The organism is Micromonospora humi (genome assembly GCF_900090105.1).
In the GTDB taxonomy this organism is placed as follows: domain Bacteria; phylum Actinomycetota; class Actinomycetes; order Mycobacteriales; family Micromonosporaceae; genus Micromonospora; species Micromonospora humi.
In genome coordinates this window covers 61,807-86,013 of sequence record NZ_FMDM01000021.1, presented here as the reverse complement: position 1 = coordinate 86,013, position 24,207 = coordinate 61,807, and the positions used below count along the sequence as shown (strand labels likewise).

25 protein-coding genes are annotated in these 24,207 nt (G+C 74.6%); 16 read left to right on the top strand and 9 right to left on the bottom strand.

Annotation, left to right across the window (positions count from 1 at the left end; genetic code table 11):
- Window positions 1-9: 9 nt before the first annotated feature.
- Window positions 10-2,067, bottom strand: a complete 2,058-nt coding sequence (locus GA0070213_RS28780; RefSeq protein WP_091071559.1) for a DNA gyrase/topoisomerase IV subunit B — start codon at window positions 2,065-2,067, stop codon at window positions 10-12.
- A gap of 362 nt (window positions 2,068-2,429) precedes the next feature.
- On the opposite strand from GA0070213_RS28780, the gene GA0070213_RS28775 reads away from it, so the two are divergent.
- Window positions 2,430-3,686, top strand: coding sequence for an SGNH/GDSL hydrolase family protein (locus tag GA0070213_RS28775; RefSeq protein ID WP_091071525.1), 1,257 nt, complete (start codon window positions 2,430-2,432; stop codon window positions 3,684-3,686).
- Window positions 3,687-3,736: 50 nt separating this feature from the next.
- Here GA0070213_RS28775 and GA0070213_RS28770 read toward each other — a convergent pair whose 3' ends face one another.
- Together GA0070213_RS28770 and GA0070213_RS28765 are read right to left on the bottom strand one after the other, a co-directional pair.
- Window positions 3,737-4,369, bottom strand: coding sequence for a class I SAM-dependent methyltransferase (locus GA0070213_RS28770; RefSeq protein ID WP_091071524.1), 633 nt, complete (start codon window positions 4,367-4,369; stop codon window positions 3,737-3,739).
- Entirely contained in the window at window positions 4,369-4,806 is a 438-nt protein-coding gene (locus GA0070213_RS28765) for an RrF2 family transcriptional regulator (protein ID WP_091071521.1), read from the bottom strand. The genes GA0070213_RS28770 and GA0070213_RS28765 overlap by 1 nt, the downstream gene beginning before the upstream one ends.
- A 158-nt stretch (window positions 4,807-4,964) precedes the next feature.
- On the opposite strand from GA0070213_RS28765, the gene GA0070213_RS28760 reads away from it, so the two are divergent.
- Together GA0070213_RS28760 and GA0070213_RS28755 are read left to right on the top strand one after the other, a co-directional pair.
- On the top strand, window positions 4,965-5,834 hold the full coding sequence (locus tag GA0070213_RS28760; RefSeq protein ID WP_091071518.1) for an alpha/beta hydrolase family protein: 870 nt from the start codon (window positions 4,965-4,967) through the stop codon (window positions 5,832-5,834).
- A gap of 53 nt (window positions 5,835-5,887) precedes the next feature.
- Window positions 5,888-6,517 (top strand): hypothetical protein, encoded by a 630-nt coding sequence (locus tag GA0070213_RS28755; RefSeq protein WP_091071556.1) that lies wholly within the window; start codon window positions 5,888-5,890, stop codon window positions 6,515-6,517.
- Window positions 6,518-6,575: 58 nt separating this feature from the next.
- Here the strand turns inward: GA0070213_RS28755 and GA0070213_RS28750 are convergent, their stop codons facing one another.
- Together GA0070213_RS28750 and GA0070213_RS28745 are read right to left on the bottom strand one after the other, a co-directional pair.
- Entirely contained in the window at window positions 6,576-6,770 is a 195-nt protein-coding gene (locus tag GA0070213_RS28750) for a GTPase activator (RefSeq protein WP_091071516.1), read from the bottom strand.
- 57 nt (window positions 6,771-6,827) lie between these two features.
- Complete coding sequence (locus GA0070213_RS28745; protein WP_091071514.1) at window positions 6,828-7,718, bottom strand: DUF72 domain-containing protein; 891 nt, start codon at window positions 7,716-7,718, stop codon at window positions 6,828-6,830.
- Window positions 7,719-7,839: 121 nt separating this feature from the next.
- Here GA0070213_RS28745 and GA0070213_RS28740 point away from each other — a divergent pair, with 121 nt between their 5' ends.
- The 3 genes from GA0070213_RS28740 (at window position 7,840) to GA0070213_RS28730 (ending at window position 10,074) form a co-directional block, all read left to right on the top strand.
- On the top strand, window positions 7,840-8,346 hold the full coding sequence (locus GA0070213_RS28740) for a DinB family protein (protein ID WP_091071512.1): 507 nt from the start codon (window positions 7,840-7,842) through the stop codon (window positions 8,344-8,346).
- An 82-nt stretch (window positions 8,347-8,428) separates the two neighbouring features.
- Window positions 8,429-9,355 (top strand): hypothetical protein, encoded by a 927-nt coding sequence (locus GA0070213_RS28735; protein ID WP_091071510.1) that lies wholly within the window; start codon window positions 8,429-8,431, stop codon window positions 9,353-9,355.
- A 23-nt stretch (window positions 9,356-9,378) separates the two neighbouring features.
- Window positions 9,379-10,074 carry a Pr6Pr family membrane protein gene (locus GA0070213_RS28730; RefSeq protein WP_091071508.1) on the top strand — a complete coding sequence of 232 codons (696 nt, stop codon included), beginning with the start codon at window positions 9,379-9,381 and terminating at the stop codon, window positions 10,072-10,074.
- Between the two features lie 16 nt (window positions 10,075-10,090).
- Here GA0070213_RS28730 and GA0070213_RS28725 read toward each other — a convergent pair whose 3' ends face one another.
- A complete protein-coding gene (locus GA0070213_RS28725; RefSeq protein WP_091071507.1) occupies window positions 10,091-12,175 on the bottom strand; it encodes an amylo-alpha-1,6-glucosidase in 2,085 nt (694 codons plus the stop codon).
- On the bottom strand, window positions 12,172-12,555 hold the full coding sequence (locus GA0070213_RS28720) for an SCP2 sterol-binding domain-containing protein (RefSeq protein WP_091071504.1): 384 nt from the start codon (window positions 12,553-12,555) through the stop codon (window positions 12,172-12,174). Before GA0070213_RS28720 ends, GA0070213_RS28725 begins: the two co-directional genes overlap by 4 nt.
- Window positions 12,556-12,692: 137 nt before the next feature.
- Here GA0070213_RS28720 and GA0070213_RS28715 point away from each other — a divergent pair, with 137 nt between their 5' ends.
- Entirely contained in the window at window positions 12,693-13,670 is a 978-nt protein-coding gene (locus GA0070213_RS28715) for a glycoside hydrolase family 88 protein (RefSeq protein ID WP_091071501.1), read from the top strand.
- On the opposite strand, the gene GA0070213_RS28710 is transcribed toward GA0070213_RS28715, so the two are convergent.
- Window positions 13,657-14,166, bottom strand: coding sequence for a mycothiol transferase (locus tag GA0070213_RS28710; RefSeq protein ID WP_091071499.1), 510 nt, complete (start codon window positions 14,164-14,166; stop codon window positions 13,657-13,659). The two genes, GA0070213_RS28715 and GA0070213_RS28710, sit on opposite strands and share 14 nt — an antisense overlap.
- A gap of 87 nt (window positions 14,167-14,253) precedes the next feature.
- Between GA0070213_RS28710 and GA0070213_RS28705 the strand changes: the two genes are divergently transcribed.
- The 4 genes from GA0070213_RS28705 to GA0070213_RS28690 all read left to right on the top strand — a co-directional run bounded on the left by GA0070213_RS28705 (window position 14,254) and on the right by GA0070213_RS28690 (window position 18,315).
- The gene (locus GA0070213_RS28705; RefSeq protein WP_091071496.1) at window positions 14,254-14,769 is read left to right on the top strand and encodes a 2'-5' RNA ligase family protein; all 516 of its coding nucleotides are present in this window, start codon (window positions 14,254-14,256) and stop codon (window positions 14,767-14,769) included.
- A gap of 52 nt (window positions 14,770-14,821) precedes the next feature.
- Window positions 14,822-15,649, top strand: coding sequence for an MEDS domain-containing protein (locus GA0070213_RS28700; RefSeq protein WP_091071493.1), 828 nt, complete (start codon window positions 14,822-14,824; stop codon window positions 15,647-15,649).
- Entirely contained in the window at window positions 15,646-16,608 is a 963-nt protein-coding gene (locus GA0070213_RS28695) for a sensor histidine kinase (RefSeq protein WP_091071490.1), read from the top strand. Before GA0070213_RS28700 ends, GA0070213_RS28695 begins: the two co-directional genes overlap by 4 nt.
- A 120-nt stretch (window positions 16,609-16,728) precedes the next feature.
- Window positions 16,729-18,315: a hypothetical protein gene (locus tag GA0070213_RS28690; protein WP_091071488.1), complete on the top strand. Its 1,587-nt coding sequence runs from the start codon at window positions 16,729-16,731 to the stop codon at window positions 18,313-18,315.
- 152 nt (window positions 18,316-18,467) lie between these two features.
- Here GA0070213_RS28690 and GA0070213_RS28685 read toward each other — a convergent pair whose 3' ends face one another.
- On the bottom strand, window positions 18,468-18,761 hold the full coding sequence (locus tag GA0070213_RS28685) for a hypothetical protein (RefSeq protein ID WP_091071486.1): 294 nt from the start codon (window positions 18,759-18,761) through the stop codon (window positions 18,468-18,470).
- 76 nt (window positions 18,762-18,837) lie between these two features.
- On the opposite strand from GA0070213_RS28685, the gene GA0070213_RS28680 reads away from it, so the two are divergent.
- From GA0070213_RS28680 to GA0070213_RS28660, 5 genes are read left to right on the top strand one after another with little or no spacing between them, the layout of a single operon-like run.
- A complete protein-coding gene (locus GA0070213_RS28680; protein ID WP_091071484.1) occupies window positions 18,838-19,212 on the top strand; it encodes a hypothetical protein in 375 nt (124 codons plus the stop codon).
- A 42-nt stretch (window positions 19,213-19,254) separates the two neighbouring features.
- On the top strand, window positions 19,255-20,211 hold the full coding sequence (gene pip / locus GA0070213_RS28675; RefSeq protein WP_091071481.1) for a prolyl aminopeptidase: 957 nt from the start codon (window positions 19,255-19,257) through the stop codon (window positions 20,209-20,211).
- A gap of 49 nt (window positions 20,212-20,260) precedes the next feature.
- Window positions 20,261-21,094, top strand: coding sequence for a metallophosphoesterase family protein (locus GA0070213_RS28670; RefSeq protein WP_091071478.1), 834 nt, complete (start codon window positions 20,261-20,263; stop codon window positions 21,092-21,094).
- Window positions 21,091-21,780 (top strand): 4'-phosphopantetheinyl transferase family protein, encoded by a 690-nt coding sequence (locus GA0070213_RS28665; protein WP_091071475.1) that lies wholly within the window; start codon window positions 21,091-21,093, stop codon window positions 21,778-21,780. The genes GA0070213_RS28670 and GA0070213_RS28665 overlap by 4 nt, the downstream gene beginning before the upstream one ends.
- Before the next feature lie 45 nt (window positions 21,781-21,825).
- Window positions 21,826-24,087 carry a catalase gene (locus tag GA0070213_RS28660; protein ID WP_091071473.1) on the top strand — a complete coding sequence of 754 codons (2,262 nt, stop codon included), beginning with the start codon at window positions 21,826-21,828 and terminating at the stop codon, window positions 24,085-24,087.
- Window positions 24,088-24,207 lie beyond the last annotated feature (120 nt).

The following is a 24,207-nucleotide window of genomic DNA, read 5'->3' as shown; positions in this document are numbered from 1 at the left end:
ACGCGGTGGTCAGGCGTCGATGGCGTCGCGGTCGACGCGGTCGGCGGAGTCGATCAGCCAGTTGCGGCGGGGCTCGACCTTCTCGCCCATGAGCAGGTCGAGGATCCGCTCGGCGGCCTCGACGTCGTCGAGCGTGATCCGGCGGACCGCCCGGGTGGCCGGGTTCATCGTGGTCTCCCACAGCTCGTCGGCGTCCATCTCACCGAGGCCCTTGAAGCGCGGGATCGGGGTGACGATCTGCTTGCCGGCCTTCTCCAGCTTGCGGACCGTCGCCTCCATCTCGGCCTGGGTGTAGGTGTAGGTGACCTGCGGGTTGCGCCCCTTCGTGGTGATCTTGTGCAGGGGCGGCATCGCGGCGTAGAGCCGGCCGGCCTCGATCAACGGCCGCATGTAGCGGGCGAAGAGCGTGATCAGCAGCGTCCGGATGTGCGCGCCGTCGACATCCGCGTCGGCCATGATCAGCACCCGCCCGTAACGCAGGGTGGACAGGTCGAACGTGCGACCGGAGCCGGCGCCGAGCACCTGCACGATCGCCGCGCACTCGGCATTGTCCAGCACCTGCTGGAGGTTGGCCTTCTGCACGTTGAGGATCTTGCCGCGAATAGGCAGCAGCGCCTGGTATTCGGAGGACCGGGCTAGGCGCCCTGTCCCGAGGGCGCTGTCCCCCTCCACGATGAAAAGTTCACTTCTGTCGATGCCTGACGCGCGGCAGTCGACGAGCTTGGCCGGCATGGCCGCGCCCTCCAGCGCGGTCTTGCGGCGGGCCGCGTCCTTCTGCTGCTTCTGGGTCAGCCGGACCCGGGCCGCGTCGACGATCTTCTGGAGCACCGTGCGGGCCTCGGCCTTGGTGCGCCGGTCGTCCAGCCAGCTCTTCAGGTGCGCCTCGACCAGCCCCTGGAGCACCTTGGTGATGCCGGCGGTGGAGAGCTCGTCCTTGGTCTGCGAAGTGAACTGCGGCTCCGGGATGCGGACGTGCACCACCGCGGTCATGCCCTCCAGGACGTCGTCCAGGGTGGGCGCGTCCTCCTTGGGCTTGAGCAGGCCACGGGCGCTGCGGGCGGCCTCGGCGAGGGTGCGGGCCAGGGCCCGCTCGAAGCCCTTGCGGTGGGTGCCGCCGTGGGCGTTGCGGATGGTGTTGGTGAAGCACTCGACGGTGCGGTCGTAGCCGGTGCCCCAGCGGAACGCGATCTCGACCTCGGCGCGGCGCTGCACGTTGGACTGCATCACGCCGTTGGCGTCGGCGGCATTCTCGCGGTAGGTGCCCTCGCCGGTGACCAGCAGCGTGCCGGAGACCGGCCGGTCGCCGGCCGGGGCCAGGAACTCCACCATGTCGGTCAGGCCGTCGGGGAAGTGGAAGCGCTCCTCGGCGGCCTGCTCGCCGGTCTCGTCGCGCAGCCGGTAGGCCACGCCGGGGACCAGGAAGGCGGTGTTGCGCAGCTTGAGCCGGACCACCTCGGTGTCGAGCGCGGCGCCGGTCTCGAAGTAGCGGGGGTCGTGCCACCAGCGGATCGAGGTGCCGGTGCGCTGGCCGCGCTTCATCGCGCCGACGATCTGCAGGCCGGGGCCGGGGGTGAAGGGCGCCTCCGGGCCGTCGCCGTCGAAGATCCCGGGCACGCCGTGTCGGAACGACATGGCGTGCACCTTGCCGCCGCGGCGGACGGTGACGTCGAAGCGGCGGGAGAGCGCGTTGACCGCCGAGGCGCCCACGCCGTGCAGGCCGCCGGAGGTCTTGTAGCCCGAGCCGCCGAACTTGCCGCCCGCGTGCAGGCGGGTGAGCACCAGCTCGACACCGGAGATGCCGGACTTGGCGTGCACGTCGGTGGGGATGCCCCGGCCGTCGTCGTCGACCTGCACCGAGCCGTCGGCGTGCAGGATCACGTCGACCTTGGTGGCGTGACCCGCGACACCCTCGTCGGTGGAGTTGTCGAGGATCTCGTTGACGAGGTGACCCACGCCACGGCTGTCGGTCGAGCCGATGTACATGCCGGGGCGCTTGCGGACGGCGTCGAGGCCCTCCAGGTGGGTCAGGTCGTCGGCCCCGTAGAGCGTCTCAGGCTGTGCGGTCAACTGGTCGTACTCCCAGGTCTCGGCGGTGTGGTGCCGTTCACCGTGTGATGCCCCCACGGCGATCGCCGGGCGCGGCGCGCCGCAGCGAGCCTAGCCCGGCGCTCCGACAGCTCCGACGCACCCGGTGCGGTGCGTTGTCCGGTTGTGCCGGTCGGCCGGCCCGGACGGGGCGGCCGAGGGCGCGGGGAGGCGTTCGTGCACGACAACGACCGGACCCCGCGGTCGTCTTCCCGCCGTCGCCGGCCGAATTGTCAACAGCTGTCGCGTCCCGGTGTCCGGCCATTGACGCCCGTCACACGCCCGTGATCTGATCGCCCACCAAAGAATCTTTCACGTTTCGATGGATGAGGGTGAGGTGGGGCATGTCCGTGTTCCGTCGTTCCGTGCTCGCGGCGGCGCTGGCGCTCGCCACGGTGGCGCTGCCGGTCGCCGTGGCGCCCACCGCGCCCGCCGTCGCGGCGCTGCCGACCGCCGCGGTGGCGTTGGGTGACAGCTTCATCAGCGGCGAGGGCGCCGGCGCGTACGCCCCGGTGGTCGACGTCAACGGCGTGGCGCAGGGCTTCCCCGGCTGGTCGGCCGCGAACGCCAACGCCTACTTCTGCCACCGTTCGCCGAACGCCTCGCTGTTCCGGGCCGACCTGCCGGGCATCTCCGCGCGGTTCAACCTCGCCTGCTCGGGCGGTCAGCCGTACGACATCGCCAACGCGTCGGCCACCCGGGCCAAGGGCCGCCAGGTGGCCGCCCAGCTCGACCAGCTCCGGTCCGTCGCCCGCACCCACGACATCGACCTGGTGCTGGTCGGGCTCGGCTCGAACAACAGCTCGTTCACGTTCGGCAGTGTGGCGGAGAAGTGCGCCAACCGGTTCATCGCCGACGCGTGGACCGGGTGGTGGGAGTTCTGGGCCTACCTGGGCGGGCCGGTGGAGCAGAAGCCGTGCACCGACGCCGACCTGGGCACCGCCGCGCAGTTCGCCGCGGCCACCGCGGAGACCACGGCGGCGCTCCGGCAGCTGCTCGCCACGCTCGACGAGGTGGACGCGGACGGCCAGCACCGGGTGGTGTTCCAGGACTACACCAACCCGCTGCCGTACGAGCTGGAGCAGAGCTACTGGAGTGAGGACAGCCGCGACGACACCCGGGACAAGTTCCGCGCCCTGGGCGCCGAGCGGTACGCGGCCGGCTGCCCGATCCACCGGGCCAGCCTGGCACCCGGGCAGCGCTTCTCGCAGGGCCTCGGCACCCTGGTCAGCTCGGTGCGGAGCACCTTGGCGGCCGAGTTCCCGACCGACGACCTGGTCTACCTGAACGTGCAGCGGGCGTTCGACGGCGCGCGGCTCTGCGAGTCGGCGGGCAGCCCGGCCAACGCCCTGGCCACCCCGATCCGGTTGATGGACGGCCCGAGCGGCGCCTTCGTCACCAGCCTCTCCGGCTACGACAAGCTCGACATCCAGCGGATCGCGAACGCCTGCGGCACCTACTTCCAGACCTGTCAGGAGTCGTGGCACCCGAGCGCGGCCGGCCACCAGGTGCTCGGCCGGTGCCTGAGCGGCGCGGCGGTGACCGCCGCCCGCACGGTGTCGTGCGTGCGCGCGCCGGACGGCACGATCGCGGTGAGCTGACGTCGTGGCCGGCGTCCCCGCACCCGGGGACGCCGGCCACGACGTGGCAGTCAGGGCCGGAGAGCGGCGCCGAGCACGTGCGGCGAGGCGGGCACCGGCATCCCGGCCTCGGGGAAGCGGAACCGGTCGACCTCGGTCACGGTGAAGCCGGCGGCCCGGATCGCGGCCAGGGTGTCGCGGGCGGTGTGGCAGCCGGCGCAGAACAGCGGCCAGAGCGTCGCGTCGGCGAGGCGCTGGGCCCGGCGCAGGCCCGGCGTCTCCGCCACCACGTGCTCGTAGAAGCGCAGCTCACCGCCGGGCCGGAGAATCCGGCGCGCCTCGCCCAGCGCCACCGACTGGTCCGGCACCGAGCAGAGCACCAGCGAGAACACCACCGCGTCGGCGGCGCCGTCGGCGACCGGCAGCGCCTCGCCCAGGCCGGCGGCCACCGTCACCGGCACCCGGGCCGCGGGCGCGGCGGCGCGGGCGAGGGCGCGCAGCCGCGGCTCCGGCTCCACGGCGAGCACCCCGGTGACGGCCGGTGGGTAGTGCGGCAGGTTGCGCCCGTTGCCGGCGCCGACCTCGACCACCCGGCCGCGCAGCCCGGTCACCAGGCGCCGCCGGTGCGCGGCCATCCCGGCGGCGTCCAGGGCGACGCTGGCGCGGGCGAACTGCCGGGCGAAGATCGGGTGGGAGACGCCCATCAGCGGGCCGCCGGGGCGACGCCGAGGCTGAGCAGGAGCGGGCCGGCCGGCCCGTCCACCAGGTCGCCGAGGCGTACGCCGTCGAGGACGGCCAGGAACGCGGCCTGGGCGCGGCGCAGCTCGCCGCGCAGTCGGCAGCCGGCGACCAGCGGGCAGGCCGGCGCGGCGCAGTTGACCACCTCGTCGTCGCCCTCGAACGCGCGGACCACCTGCCCGACGGTCAGCCGGCCGGCGTGTTCGGCGAAGGCCACCCCGCCGGACCGGCCCCGGATGGTCACCAGGACGCCGAGGCGCTGCAGCCGTTGGACCACCTTGGCGACGTGGCTGCGGGGCAGCGCGAGCCGGGTGGCGAGTTCGTCGACCGTGGCGCGGACCGGGGACGCGGCGGTCAGCATGGCGATCCGCAGGGCCATGTCGGTCGACCGGTTCAGCCTCACGTGCCGACCCTAACGAGTCGACGCCGATCGCGACACGGGGCAGATTCCGGTGACCTTCGCGAATCGAGCACGAGGTGTCCGGGCCCGCCCGGCTGACCGGCACGCGGCGCGGCGGGTCCGGCCACCGCTTGCTACCCGTCGGTAGCTAGGCTGGGCCGGTGAGTGGCGAGTACGCGCAGGAGTACGTGGACGTCGACGGCGCACGGATCGGCGTGCAGGTCCACCCGGAACCGGACGGGCCGCCCGGCGCGCCGGTGGTGCTGATCTGGCCGGCCATGGGCGTCCGCGCCCGCTACTACCGGCCCTTCGCCGCCGCGCTGCGCGACGCCGGGTTCGCGGTGATCGTGGCGGACCTGCGCGGCACCGGGGAGAGCACCCCCGCGCCGTCCCGCACCTGCCGGTACGGCTACGCCGAGCTGGCCGGCGACCTCGGCGCGGTGCTGGACGCGCTCAAGCCCCGGTTGGACGGGCGCGTCCGGGTGCTGCTCGGGCACTCCCTCGGTGGCCAGGTCGCCGTGCTGCACCAGGCGCTGCACGACGCCGGCCGGGTCGACGGGCTGGCCCTGGTGGCCGTGGGCCTGCCCTGGTGGCGGCGGTATCCGGGGCTTCGCGGTTGGGGCGTGCTCCCGTACACCCAGGGCATCGCGGCGGCGGCCCGGGTGCTCGGCGTCTGGCCCGGTTGGGGGTTCGGCGGCCGGCAGGCGCGCGGCGTGATCCGCGACTGGGCGCACACCGCCCGCACCGGGCGGTTCCCGGCGCTCGACGGGGTGGACACCGAGGCCGCCGTGCGGCGGATCCGGACACCGGTGCTCGCGGTCAGCGTCGACGACGACCAGTACACGCCGCACGAGACGCTGGACCACCTCTGCGACAAGCTGACCGCCGCGCCGGTGACCCGGCACCGCTACACCGTCGCCGAGGCGGGCGCCCCGCTCGACCACTTCACCTGGGTCCGCGCCGGGGCACCGCTGGCCGCCCGGATGGCCGCGTTCGCGGGCTCGCTGCCGTCAGGCGTTTCGGGGGCGTGAGCGCGCCGAGGACGGGTATGCCGCACCGCCCGAACACGGCGGAGGGGGATCAGATGTCCGAACGGCACACCGCGTTGCGCTCGATGCACGACCTGGGCCTGGCGGCCTGGTTCGGCGGCTCACTGATGGGGGCGCTCGGCGTCAACGGCGCGGCGGCACGAATCGACGACACCACGCAGCGGCTGCCGATCGCCTCGGCCGGCTGGGCCCGGTGGACCCCGGTGAACGCGGCGGCGATCGGCGCCCACCTGGCCGGCGCGGTCGGCGAACTGGTCACCGAGAGCCCACGGATGGCCCGGCAGGCCGGCGTGGGCAAGGCGAGCGCGGTGAAGACCGCGCTGACCGTCGGGGCGCTCGCGGTCACCGGGTACAGCAAGCTGGTCGGCCTGCGCCTGGAGAAGGCGGGCGGGCCGCCGGTGGACGGGACCACCGAACCGAACCACCACACCCCGGCGAGCGTCGCCGCCAGTCAGCGGCAGATGAGGATGCTCCAGTGGGCGATCCCGGCGCTGACCGGCGCGCTGGTCGTGGTGACGGCGTACATGAGCGAGCAGCAGAAGCCGGGGCAGGTGTTCCGCGGCATGCTCAACCGGGCCGGCGGGGTGATGTCCACGCCGAAGAACCTCGGCAAGATGGCCGCCGTGGGCGCGGTCGGCCGGCAGCTGGTCACGTCCGGTCGCTGAGACCACCGCGCGGCCGGTGACCCACATCGGGGTGGGTCACCGGCCGCACGGTGCCCGCTCAGGAGCCGGTGCCGTCCTCACCCGGGCGGCCCGGCGCGGCCTGCTCGTTCGCCGGCACCGGCGACCCGGACACCGGGTGCCCGGTGTCGTCCACCAGGCCCGGGGCCATGCTGCCGCCGTGCGCCTCCTCGGCGTCCCGGGTCGCCCGGGGATCCCGGTCGTCCGGGGCCGTCTCGTCCCGCCGCTCGTCCACGTGTCCCCCCTCGCTCTCGTTCCCGGGCCGGTACCCGCGAGGTCGACCGGAAAACCTTCAGGCCCGCGCGCCGGCGGGCACCACGCCGAGCAGGTCGGCGAGGCGGACGGCGTCGCGCTGGGCCTGGTCCCCGCAGCAGTTGTTCAGCAACACGTGCAGCTCGGCGCACTGGTCGGCCAGCTCGCGCAGCAGCACCGACCAGTGCCGCAGCTCCCGGTCGCCGTAGGCGTAGCGGAACCGCTCCTGCTTGTCGCCGCTCTCCCACGCCTCGCTGTGGCCGTGGAACCGCACCACGGCCAGGTCGGTGGTGGCGACCAGGATCGGCGGCACCGAGGAGGCGTGCCCCTGTGGCATGTCCACGCAGCCGTAGCCCAGCCCGTGCTCGCGCAGGAACGTCACGGTGTCGACCACCGCGTCCTCGGTGAACCAGGAGGAGTGCCGCAGCTCGACCGTGACCGGATGGGGACGGCACCGCTGCGCGGCGGCCAGGATCCGCCGCCGGGCCGCGTCGCCGCGGGCCAGCCAGGGCGGGAACTGCAACAGCACCGCGCCGAGCCGGTCGGCCGCCGCGAGCGGCGCCAGCGCCGCGTGGAACCGGTCCCACAGCTCGTCGTACGCGCCGACGGGCAGGTCGCGCCACCGGATCCGGCTCGGCCCGCCGGCCGGTCGCAGGTCCTTCGGCAGCGCCTCGACCGGCGTGTGGTGGCCGGTGAACAGCCGGAACGCCTTGACGTCGAAGGTGAAACCGGGCGGGGTGGCGTCCGCCCAGGCGGTCGTGGTCTCCACCGCCGGCACCGCGTAGTACGAGGTGTCCACCTCGACCAGTCCGAAGTGCTCGGCATACCAGCTCAGCCGGCCCGCCGGGGTGTTGGTCCCGCGCGGGTACCAGCCGGAACGGACCAGCATCGCGTCGGCCCACGAGGACGTGCCCACCTTGATGACACCCATGTCATCCAGTTCACCGCGAACCGGACGGACCGGCAACCGGGGGCTCTGGTGTGGAGCGCACGGGATGTCGGTGCGGGGTCGTACCGTGACGTCGGGTCGTCGATCGAGAGGAACGAACGACATGAACGTCACCGACCAGGTTCTCACCGGCGAACGGGCCGACCTGCTCGAATCGCTGCGCCGGCACCGCGGCTTCCTCCGCCAGACCCTGGCGGGGCTGGACGACGAGCAGGCGGCGCGCCGCAGCACGGCCAGCGAGCTGTGTCTCGGCGGCATCGTCAAGCACGTGGCGAGCACCGAACGGAGCTGGGCGCGGTTCGCGGTCGGCGGCGCCGAGGCGATGCGCGCCGAACCGGTCGACTGGGCCGGCCAGTTCCGGATGGTCGAGGGCGACACCCTGGCCGGGCTGCTCGCCGAGTTCGACCGGGTGGCCGCCGAGACGGACACGCTCGTCGCCACGCTCGACCTGGACGCCGCACACCCGCTGCCGGACGAGCCGTGGTTCACCCCGGGAGCCGCCTGGACGGTGCGCCGGGTGCTGCTGCACCTGGTCGCCGAGATCTCCCAGCACGCCGGTCACGCCGACATCATCCGCGAGTCGATCGACGGGGCGAAGACCATGGGTTGACCGCTCGCAGTGACCGGTCTCACCCGGTCGGTGGGGTCCGGCGTGTGACGCTCGGGCAGGTCGCGGCGCTGAGGGTCACGAGATGGCCGCACCCCGCCTGGACCAGGAAACCGTCGAGCGCCTGCTCGACGGTTCGCGCGGCGGCGTGCCCACTGCTCCGCCGGCGCTCGTCCGGTGCCTCGACGCCGCGCGCGCCGGGCCCCGGGCCGGGGAACTCGACGGGGAGACGGCCGCCGTCGCGCAGTTCCGGGCGGCCCGGGCGTCGGTCACCGGCCGGCAACCGGTGGTCGTCCCGGTGCGCCGACCGGCCGTGGATGCCGGTGGTGGGTCGGCCGACCGCCCCGCCCGACGGGTCGCCACCCTGCTCGGCGTCAAGGTCGCCCTCGCCACGCTGGCCGCCACGCTCACCGGCGGCGTCGCGCTGGCCGCGGTGACCGGGAACCTGCCCGGAGCCGGTCGGGGCGAGGCGCCACCGCCCGACCGCACCACCGCCACCGCCACCGCCACCCCCGCCGCACCGTCCACGGCCGGGTCGGCGCCCACGGCCCACCCGACGCGCCCGGCCATCGGCCCGACCGCCGGCGCGCCCGACCTGTCGACGCCGGCCGGGCTCTGCGTCGCCTACCGGGCTGTCGGCGAGGCCGAGCGGGGCCGCGCCCTCGCGGCGCCGGCCTTCGCCGGCCTGGTCGCCGCCGCGGGCGGCGCGGACCGGGTCCCCGCCTACTGCACCGGCCTGCTCGCCGGCTCCCCGGGGCCGACCGGACCGCCGTCCGGCTCGGACCCGACCGGCCACCCGACCGGCCCGCCCACCGGGACACCCGCCCCGAGCGTGCCCGGCCCGGGCACCGGCGGACCGCCCTCCGGCACCGCCGCCCCCACGTCCGGCGCCGCACGGACACCGGGCGAACCCACGTCCGGCGTCCGGCGGACGCCGGCCGGCCGTGGTTCCGGTGCGGCGCGGCCACCGACGGGCGGCACACCCACCCCGGACGGGCCGCCGACCGGCTGACGACCGGCTGGTAACTTGCGCCGATGACCCCCCGGCGTCGTCTACCGGCGATCCTCCTCCGCGCGGCAGTGGTGCTCGGCGTGGTGGCCGGCATCGTGCTCACCGCGCTCGGCCCGGCCACGGTGACCGGTCTGCTGCCCTACTTCACCATCCAGAGCAACGTGGCCGTCGGCGTCCTCGCCGGCTACGCCGCCTGGCGCGCCGCGCGGGACCGCGCGGAACCGCCCAGCGTGCTCAAGGGCGCGGTGACCCTCTACATCACCATCACCGGCACGGTCTACCACCTGGTGCTGGCCAATCCCGCCAGCCCGTTCGCGATGACCCAGCCGCACCGGGAGCCGGGCGAGTGGTGGGGCAATCAACTCCTGCACACCGTGGTGCCGCTGCTCGCGGTCGCCGACTGGGCGCTGTTCGACCGGCGCGGTCGGCTCCACCCCCGGTACGCCGCCTGGTGGTTGGCGTTCCCGCTGGCCTATCTCGGCTTCGCGCTGGTGCGTGGGCTCGTCGTGCACCGCTACCCGTACCCGTTCCTCGACGCCGGGCAGCTCGGCTACGACGGCGTCGGGCTCAGCGCCCTCGGGTTCGCCACCATGTTCTGGCTGCTGGGCCTGCTCTTCGTGGGCGTCGACCGGCTGCTCGCCCGAGCCGCGCCGCCGCCGGCCGCCGTGAAGGAGGAGCCCCCGCTCACCGCCTCCGGTAGCGAGAAGGCACCTTCGTGACGGTGGGCGGGCCCGCTCAGGCGGCGCGGCGGGTGCCCTCCCCCCGGCCGCCGCGCATCCGCCGGTCGCCGTCCCGGTCCCGGCCGTACGCGTCGGTCCGCCCCCACCGGCCCGGCACGTCGAGCAGCTCGATCCGGCCGTAGCCGGTGGGGATCACCGGGTTCACCAGCAGGTTGTCCGCGCACGGACGCAGCCCGAGCATGGTCGCGAGCAGCATCAGCAGGCCGCCCGAGGCCCACGACTGCGGGCGGCCGGCCGCCGGCAGCTGCACCGGATACTTCGTGAGCCGGCGCGGATAACCGGCGATCACCTCCGGGACCGACCCGCCGAGCGTCTCCGCCATGGCGAACACGCCGGCGGCGATCCGGGCCGCCTCGTCGTCGTAGCCGTAGCGGCGCAGGCCGGCGGCGACGAACGCGTTGTCCGACGGCCAGACCGCGCCGAGGTGCGCGCCGACCGGGTTGTACGGCCGCTGCCCGTCGGCGTACGTGCGCACCCCCCAGCCGGTGAAGAGGTCCGGCCCGCAGAGGTGGGCGGCCAGCGAGTCGGCCCGCTCGGGTTCGACGATGCCGCTCCACAGCAGATGCCCGACGGCGGAGGTGAGCGCGTCGACCGGCTTCCCGTCGGGGGTGACGGCCAGCGCGTAGTAGCCCCGCTGCGGCAGCCAGAAGTCGTGGTTGAACCGTTCCCGCAGGCACGCCGCGTCGGCCTCCAACCGCTCGGCGTACTCCGGGTCGTCCCAGAACTCGCGGGCCAACCGGGCGCCCCGGATCCGCGCGTCGTACGCGTACCCCTGCAGTTCGCAGGTGGCCCGCGGGTAGGGCGGCAGCACGCCGTGCCGGTCGACGATCGCCTCCGGCGAGTTTCGCCAGGTCTGGTTGGCCACCCCGTTGGTCGTGTTGCGCGGCTGGTAGCGCAGGTAGCCGTCGCCGTACGGGTCGCCGTACTCGGTCATCCAGTCCAACGCCATCCGGGCCGGGTGGCGCAACTCCCGGACCAGGTCGGCGTCGCCGGTCCAGCGTTCGTACTCGTCGAGCAGGACCACGAAGAGCGGGGTGGTGTCGGCCGCGCCGTAGTAGAGCGCGGTGGGCTCGTCGTCGAACGCCGCCGCCTCGCCGTACCGCAGCTCGCCGAGGATCTTTCCGGGCTCCTCGTCGTGGTAGTCGTCGAGCTGGCCGCCCTGCGCCAGCGCGAGCATCCGCAGCGTCGCCGGGGTCAGCTCCGGGGTGAACGGCAGCGTCTCCAGGCAGGTGACCAGCGCGTCCCGGCCGTACAGCGTCATCGCCCAGGGCAGGCCGCCGACCGGCACCCGCTCGGCGTACGCCAGCGGGGTGTAGCGCAGCGCGGCCAGGTCGGTCAGGGCCTGCCGGTACGCGGCCGCCAGGGGCTTACGGTCGGCGACCAGTTCCGGCGCCTGGTCGCACCAGCGGGCCAGGTCGTCGCGCATGGTCCGCCGGACCTGCTCCCGGTGGGAGTCGATGTCGGCCCGCAGGTCCCGTTCCCCGGCGCCCTGGATGATCATGCTGACGTGCAGGTCGGTGCGCCAGGCGCCGTTCGGCTCGACCCGGATCCGGAAGGTCATCCCCCGCTGGTCGACGTCGGCCGGGGCGGTGCTGGAGACGCACGTCTCCCGGGTGAACCGCCCGCGCCGGTGGCGGATCCGCAGCTCGCCGCGCTGCGGGTCGGCGGTGGCCGTCGGCCGGCGCGGGCCGGGGTGGCGGATCTCGGCGGTGTCGGCGAAGTCGCTGCCGATCTCCATCCGCACCGTGAAGTCGGCCGGTTCGGCGGAGTGGTTCAGCACCGTGAGCTGCTCGTGGAATCCCTCGTCGAGGCAGCGGTGCCGGATCACCGACACGTCGGCGTCCACGTAGTGGCTGGCCGCGCCGGGCACCAGCACGAAGCGGGTCTCGAAGTAGGTCAGGTCGTCCCGCGACAGCGACTGCAACCGCTCACCGTCGACGGTCAGCACCCAGTGGGACAGGAACCGGGTGTCGAAGGAGAACAGGCCGATCGGGGCGCACGGATGCGCCTCCATGTCGCCCTGCGCGTCGCCCATGGCGAAGGCGTTGCCGGCCAGGACGGAGACGAGTTCCTGCTTCATCGCGGCACCGGCCGGTAGGGGAAGCCGGCCACGTCCCGGGGGTGCCGCGCGTCCGGCGGGCCGGGGAAGAGCCGGCGCAGCATCATCAGCAGCCGCAGGTTGCCCTGCCCGGCGAGGTCGTTGCGCAGCAGCGCCGCGGCCAGGTGCAGGCGTCCGGCGGCGATCCGGTCGAACACCTCCCGGTCGGCGCGAACCACCAGGTCCGCCTCGTCGGCCGAGCGCTCCACCCGGACCTCCTGCCGGTCGATGGTCAGATACCAGTGCTCGGTCCGGCCGCCCTCCAGCATGTCCAGGCGGACCGTGCCGCAGGTGGTCTCCGGCAGCTCCGGGTGCCGGCCGGCCGCCGCCCGGGCCAGGTGCTCCGCGGCCGAGGTGCTCATCGTGCCTCCCTTGTCCCCAGGTGGCGGCGGCCCGGCGTACGCGCCGTCGCCCGTGCCGCAGCGTTCCCGCCGGACGGGTGAGACCAACTCACCCGATGCGGGTGAGACGGGTCGGGGCGCCGGGTACTCCGACGGGCATGTCGACCGACGGGGACGCCACCACCGACCGGGTCCTGCTGGCGCTGCTGACCATGCAGCGGGAGTCCTGGGAGCAGGGCCTCACCGGCCAGGCGTTGCTGGACCTCGGCCGGCCGGAGGCGGCGACGCTGGTCGCGGACGCCGCGGTGACCCGGCAGCGGCCCGACGGCCGGCTCGGCGAGCTGGCCGGCTCGATCGCCGCGGTCAACGGCGCCGCCTGCGGCGAGGTGGTCCGGCACGCGGCGTCCACCACCGGGGAACCGAGGTACGCCACCGCGTTGGCGGCGCAGCTCGACTGGCTGACCCGCCGGGCGCCGCGCGCCGCCGACGGCACCCTGTTCCACCTGCTCGACGGCCGCCAGGTGTGGGCCGACACGGTGTACATGGTGGTGCCGCTGCTCGCGCTCACCGGCCGGGCGGAGCTGGCCGCCGCCCAGCTGGCCGGGCACCGGCGCCGGCTGCACGACCCGGGCACCGGCCTGTACGCGGCCCGCTGGGACGAGGATCGGGGCGAGCTGGACCGGCCGCAGCCGTGGGGCACCGGCAACGGCTGGGTGGTCGCCGGGATCGCCCGGGCGTTGCGCCTGGCGCCGGCGTGGCCGGCGGGGCTGCGCGCCGAGCTGGCCGGGCACGCCGAGGAGGTGTTGACCGCCTGTCTGCGCCACCGCACCGACGACGGGCTCTTTCCCGACGTGCTCGACGACCCCGGCACGTTCCGCGAGGCCAACACCGCCCAGCTGCTCGGCTACGCGGCGTCGACCGGGGTGGCCGACGGCTGGCTGCCGCCGTCGTGGCTCGACACCGGGGCGGAGCTGCTGGCCGCCGCGGGCCGGCGGGTGGACCGGTACGGGCGGGTCACCGGCGTCAGCGGCGCACCGGACTTCGCCGGCCCGGGCACCTCGCCCGAGGCGCAGGCCTGCCACCTGCTCGGGCAGGCCGCGCTGCGCCGCGCCCGGGCATCGGTCAGTCCCGCGTGACGAGCCCGCGCACGTACGCCGCCTGCCCGACGTGCTGCAGGTCGTCGTCTAGCACGCTGACCAGCCGCACCCCGAGCGTGACCGGCGGGTCCCAGCTGTCGTCCACCACCCGGTCCAGGTCGGCCGGGCCCAGCCCGCGCAGGTACGCCAGGCTCCGCTCGACCACCGCCCGGTGGTAGTCGAGCAGCACGCCGCCGTCCTCCGGTCGCACGGCGGCGATCTGCTCGGGGCCGTGGCCGTAACCGGTGTCGTCCGGGTCGGGTCGCAGGCCGCACCGCCCGGCCCAGTCGCCGGTCACCCAGAGCTGCTCGGCGCCGAGCAGGTCGGCGACGTGGTGGTCCTGGATCCGGGTCAGGTGCCAGACCAGCCAGCCCACCGGGTTCGCCCCGTCCGCCGGGGCCTGCCGCAGCCGCTCCGGGTCGAGCCCGTCGAGCGCCCCGGCGACCAGGTCCGGCAACCGCCCGTACGCCTCGGTCAGCAGATCGTTCACATCCACGTGCGCCTCACTCCCCACCGTCTCGTGTCGTCCCCCGAGGCAGTACCGCCCAGCGTGCCCGGCAAACCTGCCGCCTAGGGTGAGCGGGTGGTCGCGGCGCTGGAGCTGTATCTCGACACCGACGCCACCCGGCGGATCCGGGTGCTGTGGGACCTGCTGGAGTCCGACGGGGTGCCGAGCCTGCGGTCGCTGCTGGACCGGCGGCACCGCCCGCACGTGTCGCTGGCGGTCGCGCCCCGCCTCGACCCGCGGCAGGTGGCCGAGGCCCTCGCGACGACGGTGGTGGCCGCGCCACTGCGACTGGAGTTCCAGCACGCCGGCCAGTTCGTCGGGCGGGTGCTCTGGCTCGGGCCGGCGCCCACCGCGGAACTGCTCGCCCACCACGCCGTCGTGCACGAGCGGCTGGCCGGGGCCGGGATCGACGTCGTGGAGCACTACCGGCCGGGGCGCTGGGTGCCGCACTGCACGCTCTCCATGCGGGTGCCGAACCCGTTGATGGCCGCCGCGGTGCGCCGCTGCCTGGAGGTGCTGCCGCTGACCGCCACCGTGGTCGGCGCCGCCGTCACCGACCACGCCCGCGACATCTCCCGTCCCCTCCCCTGAGCCGCGGTCCGCGGGTCGGTTGAGCTTAGAATGGCCCGATGAGGCGGAGGCGGTGACCGGCGGGAACGCGACGGGCCGGGCGCACGGCCATGCCTGCCTGGTCTACGACGACCCGGCCGCGCTGCACGCCCGGACGGTCGAGCAGGTCGGCCTCGGCCTCGCGGCGGGTGAGCAGGTCTGGCTGGTCGGCCCGGAGGATCCGGACGCGGTGGCCCGAAGACTGGCGGCGGTGCCCGGCTTCGCCGACGCGCGACGGCACGGGGCGGTGCGGCTGTTCCGGGTCGACGAGGCCTACCGGCGCGACGAGGTCGTCGACCCGGGCTCGCAGGTCCGGGCCTATGTGCGGGCCACCACCGAGGCGCTGGCCGCCGGGCACACCGGCCTACGGGTGCTGGCCGAGGCGACCGACCTCGTCCGCACCCCCGCGCAGCGCGACGCGTTCGCCCGCTACGAGCACCGCGTCGACCACTGGATCCGGCACCATCCGATGACGGCGGTCTGCGCCTACGACCGCCGGGTGCTCGGCGACGCGGCGATCGCCGAGCTGGCCTGCCTGCACCCGGAGACCAACGCCGACGTGCTGTTCCGGCTGCACGCCGGCGACGACGACGCGGCGGTGGCGCTCGCCGGTGAGCTGGATCCGACCGACGAGTGCCTCTTCGCCGCCGCGCTGGAGCGGGCCGAGCCGAGCCCGGTGGCCGGGCGGCTCGTCTTCGACGCCACCGACCTGCGTTTCGTCGACCACCGCGCGCTGCTGCTCCTGCGCGAGTACGCCCACCGCCACGGCGCGGTCGCGGTGCTGCGCACCCACCGCCCGGCCCCGGCCCGCCTGGTCGAGCTGCTGGGCCTGACCGACCTCCGGGTGGAGGTGGTCCGATGAGGACCGGCGCGGCCGCCGGCCACGTGGGCTACTTCCACGAGGCGATCCTGTACGACTCCGACGACCATCTGCTGGCCGTGGTGCTGCCGTTCCTGCTCGGCGGCGTCGAGGCCGGTGAGCCCACCGTGGTGGGCCTCGGCGGGCGCGGCGCCGAGGTGGTGCGCCGGGCGCTGCCCACCGGCGCCGAGGTCACCTTCCTGTCCGGCGCCGACGTCTACTCCCGGCCCACCGCGGCGATCCGCGCGTACCGCGAGATGCTGACCGGTCACGTGGCCGCGGGCGCGACGCAGATCCGCATCGTCGGCGAGCTGCCGCCGGTGGTGTTCGGCGCGACCTGGGACTGGTGGGCCCGCTACGAGTCGGCGATAAACCACGCCTACGACGACTTCCCGCTGTGGAGCATGTGCGCCTACGACCGACGGGTCACGCCGCCGCACGTGCTGACCGACGTGACGCGGACCCATCCCCGGATCGCCCGCCCGGACGGCTCCCACGAGCCGACCGGCGTCTACACCGACCCGGCGAGCTATCTGGCCGAATGCCGGCCGGCCCCGCTCGACCCGCTCCAGCACACCGCGCCGGTGGTCGAGCTGGTCGATCCGACGCCGGCGCGGGCCCGCGAGGCGGTCCGCGCCGCCGATGCCGGCCTGCTCCCGCCCGACGGCGTCGACGACCTGGTGATGGCCGTCAGCGAGGTGGTGTGCAACGCGCTGCGGCACGGGACCCCACCGGTGCGGATGCGCCTGTGGTGCGCGTCGGACCGGATCGTGGTGGCCGTGCACGACCGGGGCCCCGGCCCCAAGGACCCGTACGCCGGGCTGCTGCCGGCGGGCGACGGGACCGAGGGCGGCCTGGGGCTGTGGATCAGCCACCAGAGTTGCGACCACGTGACCCACCACCGGGACGCCGACGGTTTCACCATCCGACTGACGGCGGGGAATGCGCACGTCCCGGTCTGACCGGCCGACCGACCGGCGGGCCGGGGGCGGGGCGGGCTCGACGGCGCGCGCGGACGCGGTACCGTTGCGCCTCATCGTGCCCCGCGGCCTGGCGCTGGCGAACCGACGGAGGATGGCGCAATGTCCAACGGTGAGGAACCGTTCGCACCCCACGACGACGTGTCCGCGCGACCGCGGTTCGACCCGGCGCTGCGTGGCTACGACAAACGTCAGGTGGACCGTTACGTCGAGCAGATGGACGGCGAGGTCGGTTCGCTGACCGCCGCGCGCGACCGGGCGTACGCCCAGGTCCGTGAGTTGACGGCGCAGGTGCAGCGGGCGCAGGCGGAGGCGGGTGAGCTGCGCGACCGCCCGACGGCGGTGGACCGGGCGTCCTTCCGGGACCTCGGGCCGATGGTCGACCAGATCCTCGACCTGGCCGAGAAGCAGGCCGGGCAGATCACCGAGATGGCCACCAAGCGCGCCGACGACTTCCAGGCGCAGGCGGAGAAGGTGCTGGTCGCGGCGCAGGAGCAGGCCGCCCGGGAGCGGCGCGAACTGGAGGAGGAGCTGTCCACCCGCCGGGCCGAGCAGGAGCGGGCGGACGAGGAGCGGCGGGCCGTCGCGCAGGCGGAGCTGACCGCCGCGCGGGAGCTGGCGGAGAAGCTGCGCGCCGAGGGCCAGGCGGTGCACGACCGGGCCCAGCAGGAGGCGAAGCGGCTCGCCGAGCAGAGCACCCAGCAGGTCGAGCAGGCCCGGTCCGCGTCCGAGGCACTGGTGAAGGCCGCACGCACCCAGATCCAGCAGGAGGTGCAGGCGAACCGCAGCAAGGCCCAGCAGGAGCTGGCCCAGTGGCAGGCCACCATGGCCCGGGAGCTGGACGAGCGGCGGGCCGCGGCCGAGCAGGAGCTGGCCGATCGGGCCGTGGCCGCCGAGCGGGACATCGCCGCGCTCGTCGCCGAGGCCCAGCAGTACGCCACCGAGGTGCGCGAGCGGGCCGACGAGGAGAACGCCGCACACCAGGAGCAGCTCGCCGCCGTGCAGCGGGACGTCCAGCAGCGACAGGAGACGCTGGCCCAGCTCAAGGGCGAGATGGAGACCGTCGGCCGGCAGTTGGAGGAGACCCGCGGGGAGATCACCGCGATCGAGCAGGCGGGCGCCGAGCTGGAGGAGCGGCTGGTCGGCGTACGCCGGGACCTGGCCACCGAGACCAAGCGGCTGGACGAGGCCCGGCGCGCGGCGGAGCTGGCCGAGCAGCACGCCAAGGAGACCCGGGCCCGGGTGCAGCGGGAGGCCAAGCGGGTGGCGGACCTGGCCGCGGCGGCGGTGATGGCGGCCGCCGCGGGTGGCGGCGAGACCGCCGAGTATCCCCAGGTGGCGGCGCGTCTGCTCGGGCCGGCGGCAGCCGAGCCGGCACCCGTCGGCCGGCCCGAGCACGCCCGGTCCGAGAACGGCTGGTCCGAGCCCGCCCGCCCCGAGAACAGCCGGTCCGAGAGCAGCCGGTCCGACACCGAGCGGCCTGACACAGGACGGTCCGACATCGAGCGGCCCGACATCGAGCGGCCCGAGGCCGAGCGGGCCGAGGCGGACCGGCCGAGCGCGGAGCCGTTCATCGAACGGCTGGACGGGCCGAGCTTCGACGCGTTCGCGGTGCGCACCCCGGCGCCTCGCCCGGTGCCCGAGGCGGAGAGCACCGGCCCGGACACCGACGTCCGCGCCCCAGCCTGACCGGATCCGGCGGAGATCTTGGTAGGCAATGGCCCCTGGAGGGGCACTTTCGTACCAAGATCTCCGTCGGTTCCGAGATCTGGCTGGTAGCTCCTGGCAGGTGGAACAGGAGATGCGCCGACGGCGAGGCCGGGGCGGCCCGGTGGGTCGGGTCAGGCGGGGACACCCCGGGCCGGTCGGCCGGTCCGCGCCCGCTCGAGCACCAGGCCGAGCGCGGCGGCGGCGATGACGACGGCCGCCACCGCCGGCAGGGCGCCGGCCGGCCGGCGGTCCAGCACCGCACCGCCGAGCGTGGCCCCGGCCGCGATGCCGAGGTTGAGCACGGTGATGCCGATCGCCCCGGCGGTGGCCTCCCGGCCCGGTGTGGCGTTCCGCAGCAGGTGGGCGCCGGGTCGTGCCCCTCCTGCCGGCTCCGGCCCGGCCGCTGAACCGATCGCCCTTGCCACCCTCCTTTGCCATATGCAAATATGTGGATCAATCTTGCAGACGGTGATCGATCCTTCACTCCAGGGGTTGGTGGGCATGCGAAAAGCGTCCTCGATCGGCGCGGCGGTCGTCCTGGCCGTCGCCACGGCAGGTGTCGTGGTGGTGGGTGGGGCCGCACCGGCCAGCGCGAGCTGCAGCCACTCCCACTCCAACATCGACACCAAGTTCGGCCAGCTCTTCAACGCCACCAACGTCAACATCCGCAGCGGTCCGCACACCACCTGCGGGTCACTGGGCTACGGCCAGCTCTCCCACAACGTCGACTTCCACTGCTTCGCCAGCGGCGACCGGGTCAGCGCGAACGGGCACACCACCTACACCTGGACCTACCTCAGGGACACCACCACAGGCGTCTCCGGCTGGGTCGCCGACGCCCTGCTCGACAACCTCGGCGGAAACGTCGCCTGCTGACCGGGCCGCGCCACGCTCGCCGGGCGGGCACAATCAGCGGGCATGACCGGAGCCGACCTCCATCCGCCCGTCGAGCCCTACGCCACCCACCGGATCGCTGTCGGTGACGGCCACGTCCTGCACGTGGAGGAGGTGGGGCGGCCGGACGGCGTACCCGTGGTCTTCCTGCACGGAGGGCCCGGCGGCGGCCTGGTGCCGGCGGCGCGGCGGTTCTTCGATCCCCGGCGCTACCGCGCGGTGCTGTTCGACCAGCGCGGCGCCGGCCGCAGCACGCCCTTCGGCGAGGTGCGCGCCAACACCACCTGGCACCTGGTGGCCGACCTGGAGACGATCCGGCGGCGCCTGGGCATCGACTCGTGGCTGGTGTTCGGCGGGTCGTGGGGCGTCACGCTCGGCCTGGCGTACGCGCAGGCCTACCCGCAGCGGGTCACCGGCCTGGTGCTGCGCGGCGTGCTGCTGCTGCGCCGCGCCGAGCGGGACTGGTTCTACCAGGGCGGCCTGCGCCACCTCCAACCCGAGGAGTGGGACCGGTTCGTCGCCCCGATCCCGCCGGCCGAACGCGACGACGTGCTGGCCGCCTACCACCGGCGGCTGCACGGCCCGGACGCGGACGAGGCCCGCGCATGCGCGCGTGCCTGGGGTCGGTGGGAGGCGGTGAACTCGTCGCTGCGGCCCGACCCGGCGGCGCTCGCCCACTTCACCGCCGACGAGCAGGCGCTGCCGATCGCCCGGATCCTGTCGCACTACGCGGTGCACGGCGGCTTCCTCGCCGAGGGCCAACTGCTCGACGGGGTGGACACGATCCGCCACCTGCCCGCCGTGATCGTGAACGGCCGCTACGACCTGTGCTGTCCACCCGCGTCCGCCTACGACCTGGCCCGCCGGTGGCCGGAGGCGGAGCTGCGGATCGTGCCGGACGCGGGCCATTCGGCGGCCGAGCCGGGCATCGCCCGGGAGTTGCTGCGCGCCGTCGACCACGTCGCCGACCGGATCGGCTGACGTCGCACGGCCCTGGTCATCCGGGAGCGCCGCTGGCAAGATCGGCCGGGTGACGGGTGGGCTGTACGCGGTCAGTGACCTCCACGTGTCGTACGCGGAGAACCGTGCGGTGGTGGACGGCCTGCGGCCGGAGACCGCGGACGACTGGCTGATCGTGGCCGGTGACGTCGGCGAGGCGTTCGCCGACATCGAACGCACGCTGCGGCTGCTGCGCGACCGGTTCGCCAGGGTGGTCTGGGTGCCGGGCAACCACGAGCTGTGGACCCACCCCACCGATCCGGTGACGCTGCGCGGGGTGGCGCGCTACGACGCGCTCGTGGCGATGTGCCGCGAGCTGGGTGTGCTCACCCCGGAGGACGACTATCCGGTGTGGCACGGCGCGGGCGGCCCGGTCACCGTGGCACCGCTGTTCCTGCTCTACGACTACACCTTCCGCGCCCCGGGCACGACGACGAAGGAGGAGTCGCTGCGCGCCGCGTACGCGTCCGGGGTGGTGTGCACCGACGAGATGCTGCTGCACCCCGACCCGTACCCGGACCGGGAGTCGTGGTGCCGGGCGCGGCTGGCCGCGACCGGGCGACGGTTGACGGCGACCGACCCGGCGCTGCCGACCGTCCTGGTCAACCACTGGCCGCTGGTCCGCCAGCCCACCGAGGTGCTCTGGTATCCGGAGTTCGCCCAGTGGTGCGGCACCGAGCGCACCGCCGACTGGCACGTGCGGCACCGCGCCGCCGTCGCGGTCTACGGCCACCTGCACATCCCCCGCACCACCCACTACGACGGGGTGCGCTTCGAGGAGGTGTCGCTGGGTTACCCGCGCGAGTGGGGCCGCCGGGGCGGCGACCCCCGGCCGATGCGCCGGATCCTCGGCGGCGCCGGGTGATCGAGGCCCTGCTGCCGGCGACGGCGGTGGCCGTCGAGGCGTTCGCCGACGAGCCGGACGAGCCGCCGTGCCCCGGTGAGGAGGACCTGCTCGCGCGGGCGTCCCCGGGCCGCCGCCGCGAGTTCGTCACCGCCCGGCGCTGCGCCCGCCAGGCCCTGGCCCGGCTCGGGTACGCGCCCGCGCCGATCCGCCCCGGCCCCCGGCGGGAGCCGCTCTGGCCGGCAGGGGTGGTGGGCAGCATCACCCACTGCGACGGCTACCGGGCGGCGGCGGTGGCGCCGGCCGCCGCGCTGGCCTCGCTGGGCGTCGACGCCGAGCCGCACGAGCCGCTGCCCGGCGACGTGCTCGGCGTCGTCACCACGGCCGGCGAGCCGGCGCGGCTGGCCGGGCTGCGCGCCGGCGACCCGGGCGTGCACTGGGAGCGCCTGTTGTTCAGCGCCAAGGAGTCCGTCTACAAGGCGTGGTACCCGTTGACCGGTCGGTGGCTCGGGTTCGAGGAGGCGGAGGTGACGCTCGACCCGGCGGGCCGGTTCACCGCCCGGCTGCTCGTCGACGGCGCGCGGAGCGACGGCGGCCCGCCGTTGCGCGCGCTCGACGGCCGCTGGCGGGTGGCCGGCGGGCTGGTGCTGACCGCCGTCGTGGTACCCAGCGATTCGTCCTTGTTTGCCCGGCCCGACCCAGGGTAGGGGCTGAGGGCCTGGTCATTTCACCGCAACGGAGGACAGGTCCTGATGGATTCCAGCAAGCCCGCCCAGGTCGTCAAGGACGTCGTCGAGGCCGCCGTCGAGAAGGTCGGCGAGGCGCTGACTCCGGACGTGCCGGGCGCGCCGGGCAGCGCGCCACCATCGCTCGAGGAGCCCACCGCGCCACACGGCCCGCTGCCGCCCAAGGACGAGCAAGGCGCACCGGACACCCGCACCCCGACCGGCGCGGAGACCGGCGTGCCCAAGATCGCCAAGGGGCAGCAGGGGGCGTACCTCACCACCGCCAACGGCGCGCGCCTGCGCGACACCGACCACTCGCTCAAGGCCGGTCCGCGCGGCCCGGTCCTGCTCCAGGACCACCACCTGCGCGAGAAGATCATGCACTTCGACCACGAGCGGATCCCGGAGCGGGTGGTGCACGCCCGCGGCGCCGGCGCGCACGGCGTCTTCGTCGCGAACGGCGCCGCCGAGAAGGTCACCCGCGCCGGCTTCCTGAAGAAGGGACGCGAGACGCCGGTCTTCGTCCGCTTCTCCACCGTGCTCGGCTCGCGCGGGTCGGCGGACACGGTCCGCGACACCCGGGGCTTCGCCACCAAGTTCTACACCGACGAGGGCACGTTCGACCTGGTCGGCAACAACATGCCGGTGTTCTTCATCCAGGACGCGATCAAGTTCCCGGACATCATCCACGCCGGCAAGCCGCACCCGGACCGGGAGATCCCGCAGGCGCAGAGCGCGCACGACACGTTCTGGGACTTCGTCTCGCTGCACACCGAGGCGCAGCACCACACCATCTGGAACATGTCCGACCGGGGCATCCCGCGGTCCTACCGGACCATGGAGGGCTTCGGCGTACACACCTTCCGCATGGTCGACGACGCCGGCGCGACGGTGCTGGTGAAGTTCCACTGGAAGCCGAAGCTCGGGGTGCACTCGCTGGAGTGGGAGGAGGCGCAGCTGATCAACGGCATCGACCCGGACTTCCACCGCCGCGACCTCTACGACGCCATCGAGGCCGGCGCGTACCCGGAGTGGGAGCTGGGCATCCAGGTCTTCCCGGACACGCCGGAGGAGACGTTCGCCGGGATCGACCTGCTCGACCCGACGAAGATCGTGCCGGAGGAGCTGGCGCCGGTGCAGCCGATCGGCACGCTCACGCTCAACCGGACGCCACGCAACTTCTTCGCCGAGACCGAGCAGGTGGCGTTCCACCTCGGGCACCTGCCGCCGGGCATCGACGTCACCAACGACCCGCTGCTCCAGGGCCGGCTCTTCTCCTACCTGGACACGCAGCTCACCCGGCTGGGCGGGCCGAACTTCACCCAGATCCCGATCAACCGGCCGCACGCCGACGCCAACGACATGCTGCGCGACGGCTTCCACCAGCACGCGGTGCACGCCGGGGTGGCGCCCTACCGGCCGAACTCGCTCGACGGCGGCAACCCGTTCCCGGCCGGTGACAAGGAGCACGCGTTCGTCGACGTGCCGGTGACGGTGGCCGAGGCGCCGAAGGTCCGGGCCGCGCCGGCCTCCTTCGACGACCACTACAGCCAGGTCCGGCTCTTCTGGGCGAGCATGTCGCCGGTGGAGAAGGAGCACATCGTCCGGGCGTACACGTTCGAGCTGGGCAAGTGCTACCACCAGGCGATCAAGGAGCGGCAGCTCCAGTGCCTGGCCAACATCGACCCGGTGCTCTGCGAGCAGGTCGCCACCGGCCTGGGTCTGCCCGCGCCGCAGCCGACCGTGCCGCTGGCCGAGGTGCAGCCCAGCCCGGCGCTGTCCCAGGTCGGCCGGGAGTGGCCGGCCGACGGCCGGATGGTCGGCATCGTGGTCGACGCGGACGGCGACCTGGACGACGTCGGAGAGGTCCAGCGGGCGGTGTTCGCCGCCGGCATGGTGCCGCTGCTGATCGCCGCGCACGGCGGCACCGTCGGCGGGCTGCCGGTGCAGCGGACGTTCGCCACCGCCCGGTCGGTCGAGTTCGACGCGGTCCTGCTGGCCGGCGCCCCGGCGCCGGCGCCGGACGCGTCGCCGGCCCGGGACGCCAAGGCCGGTGCACCGGGTGCGCGAGCCGTGGACCCGCGGGTGTCGCTGCTGGTCGAGGAGGCGTGGCGGCACGCCAAGGCGATCGGCGCGTGGGGCACCGGCGCCGAGGTGCTCCAGCAGGCCGGCGTGGCCGGATCGCCGGGCGTGGTCACCGGCGGTTCCGGCGCCGAGGTGCTGGAGTCGGTGCAGCGGCTGATGGCGGCGCACCGGGTCTGGGAGCGGTTCCCGGCCTCGGTCGCCTGACCGACGCACGATCGAGGGGCGGTCCGCCGGCGGCGGACCGCCCCCGCTTTATCGACCGACATCATTGACGACTTAGTTAATACTCCTTAATATTTGGGCCACCTCGAGGAACACCCCGTC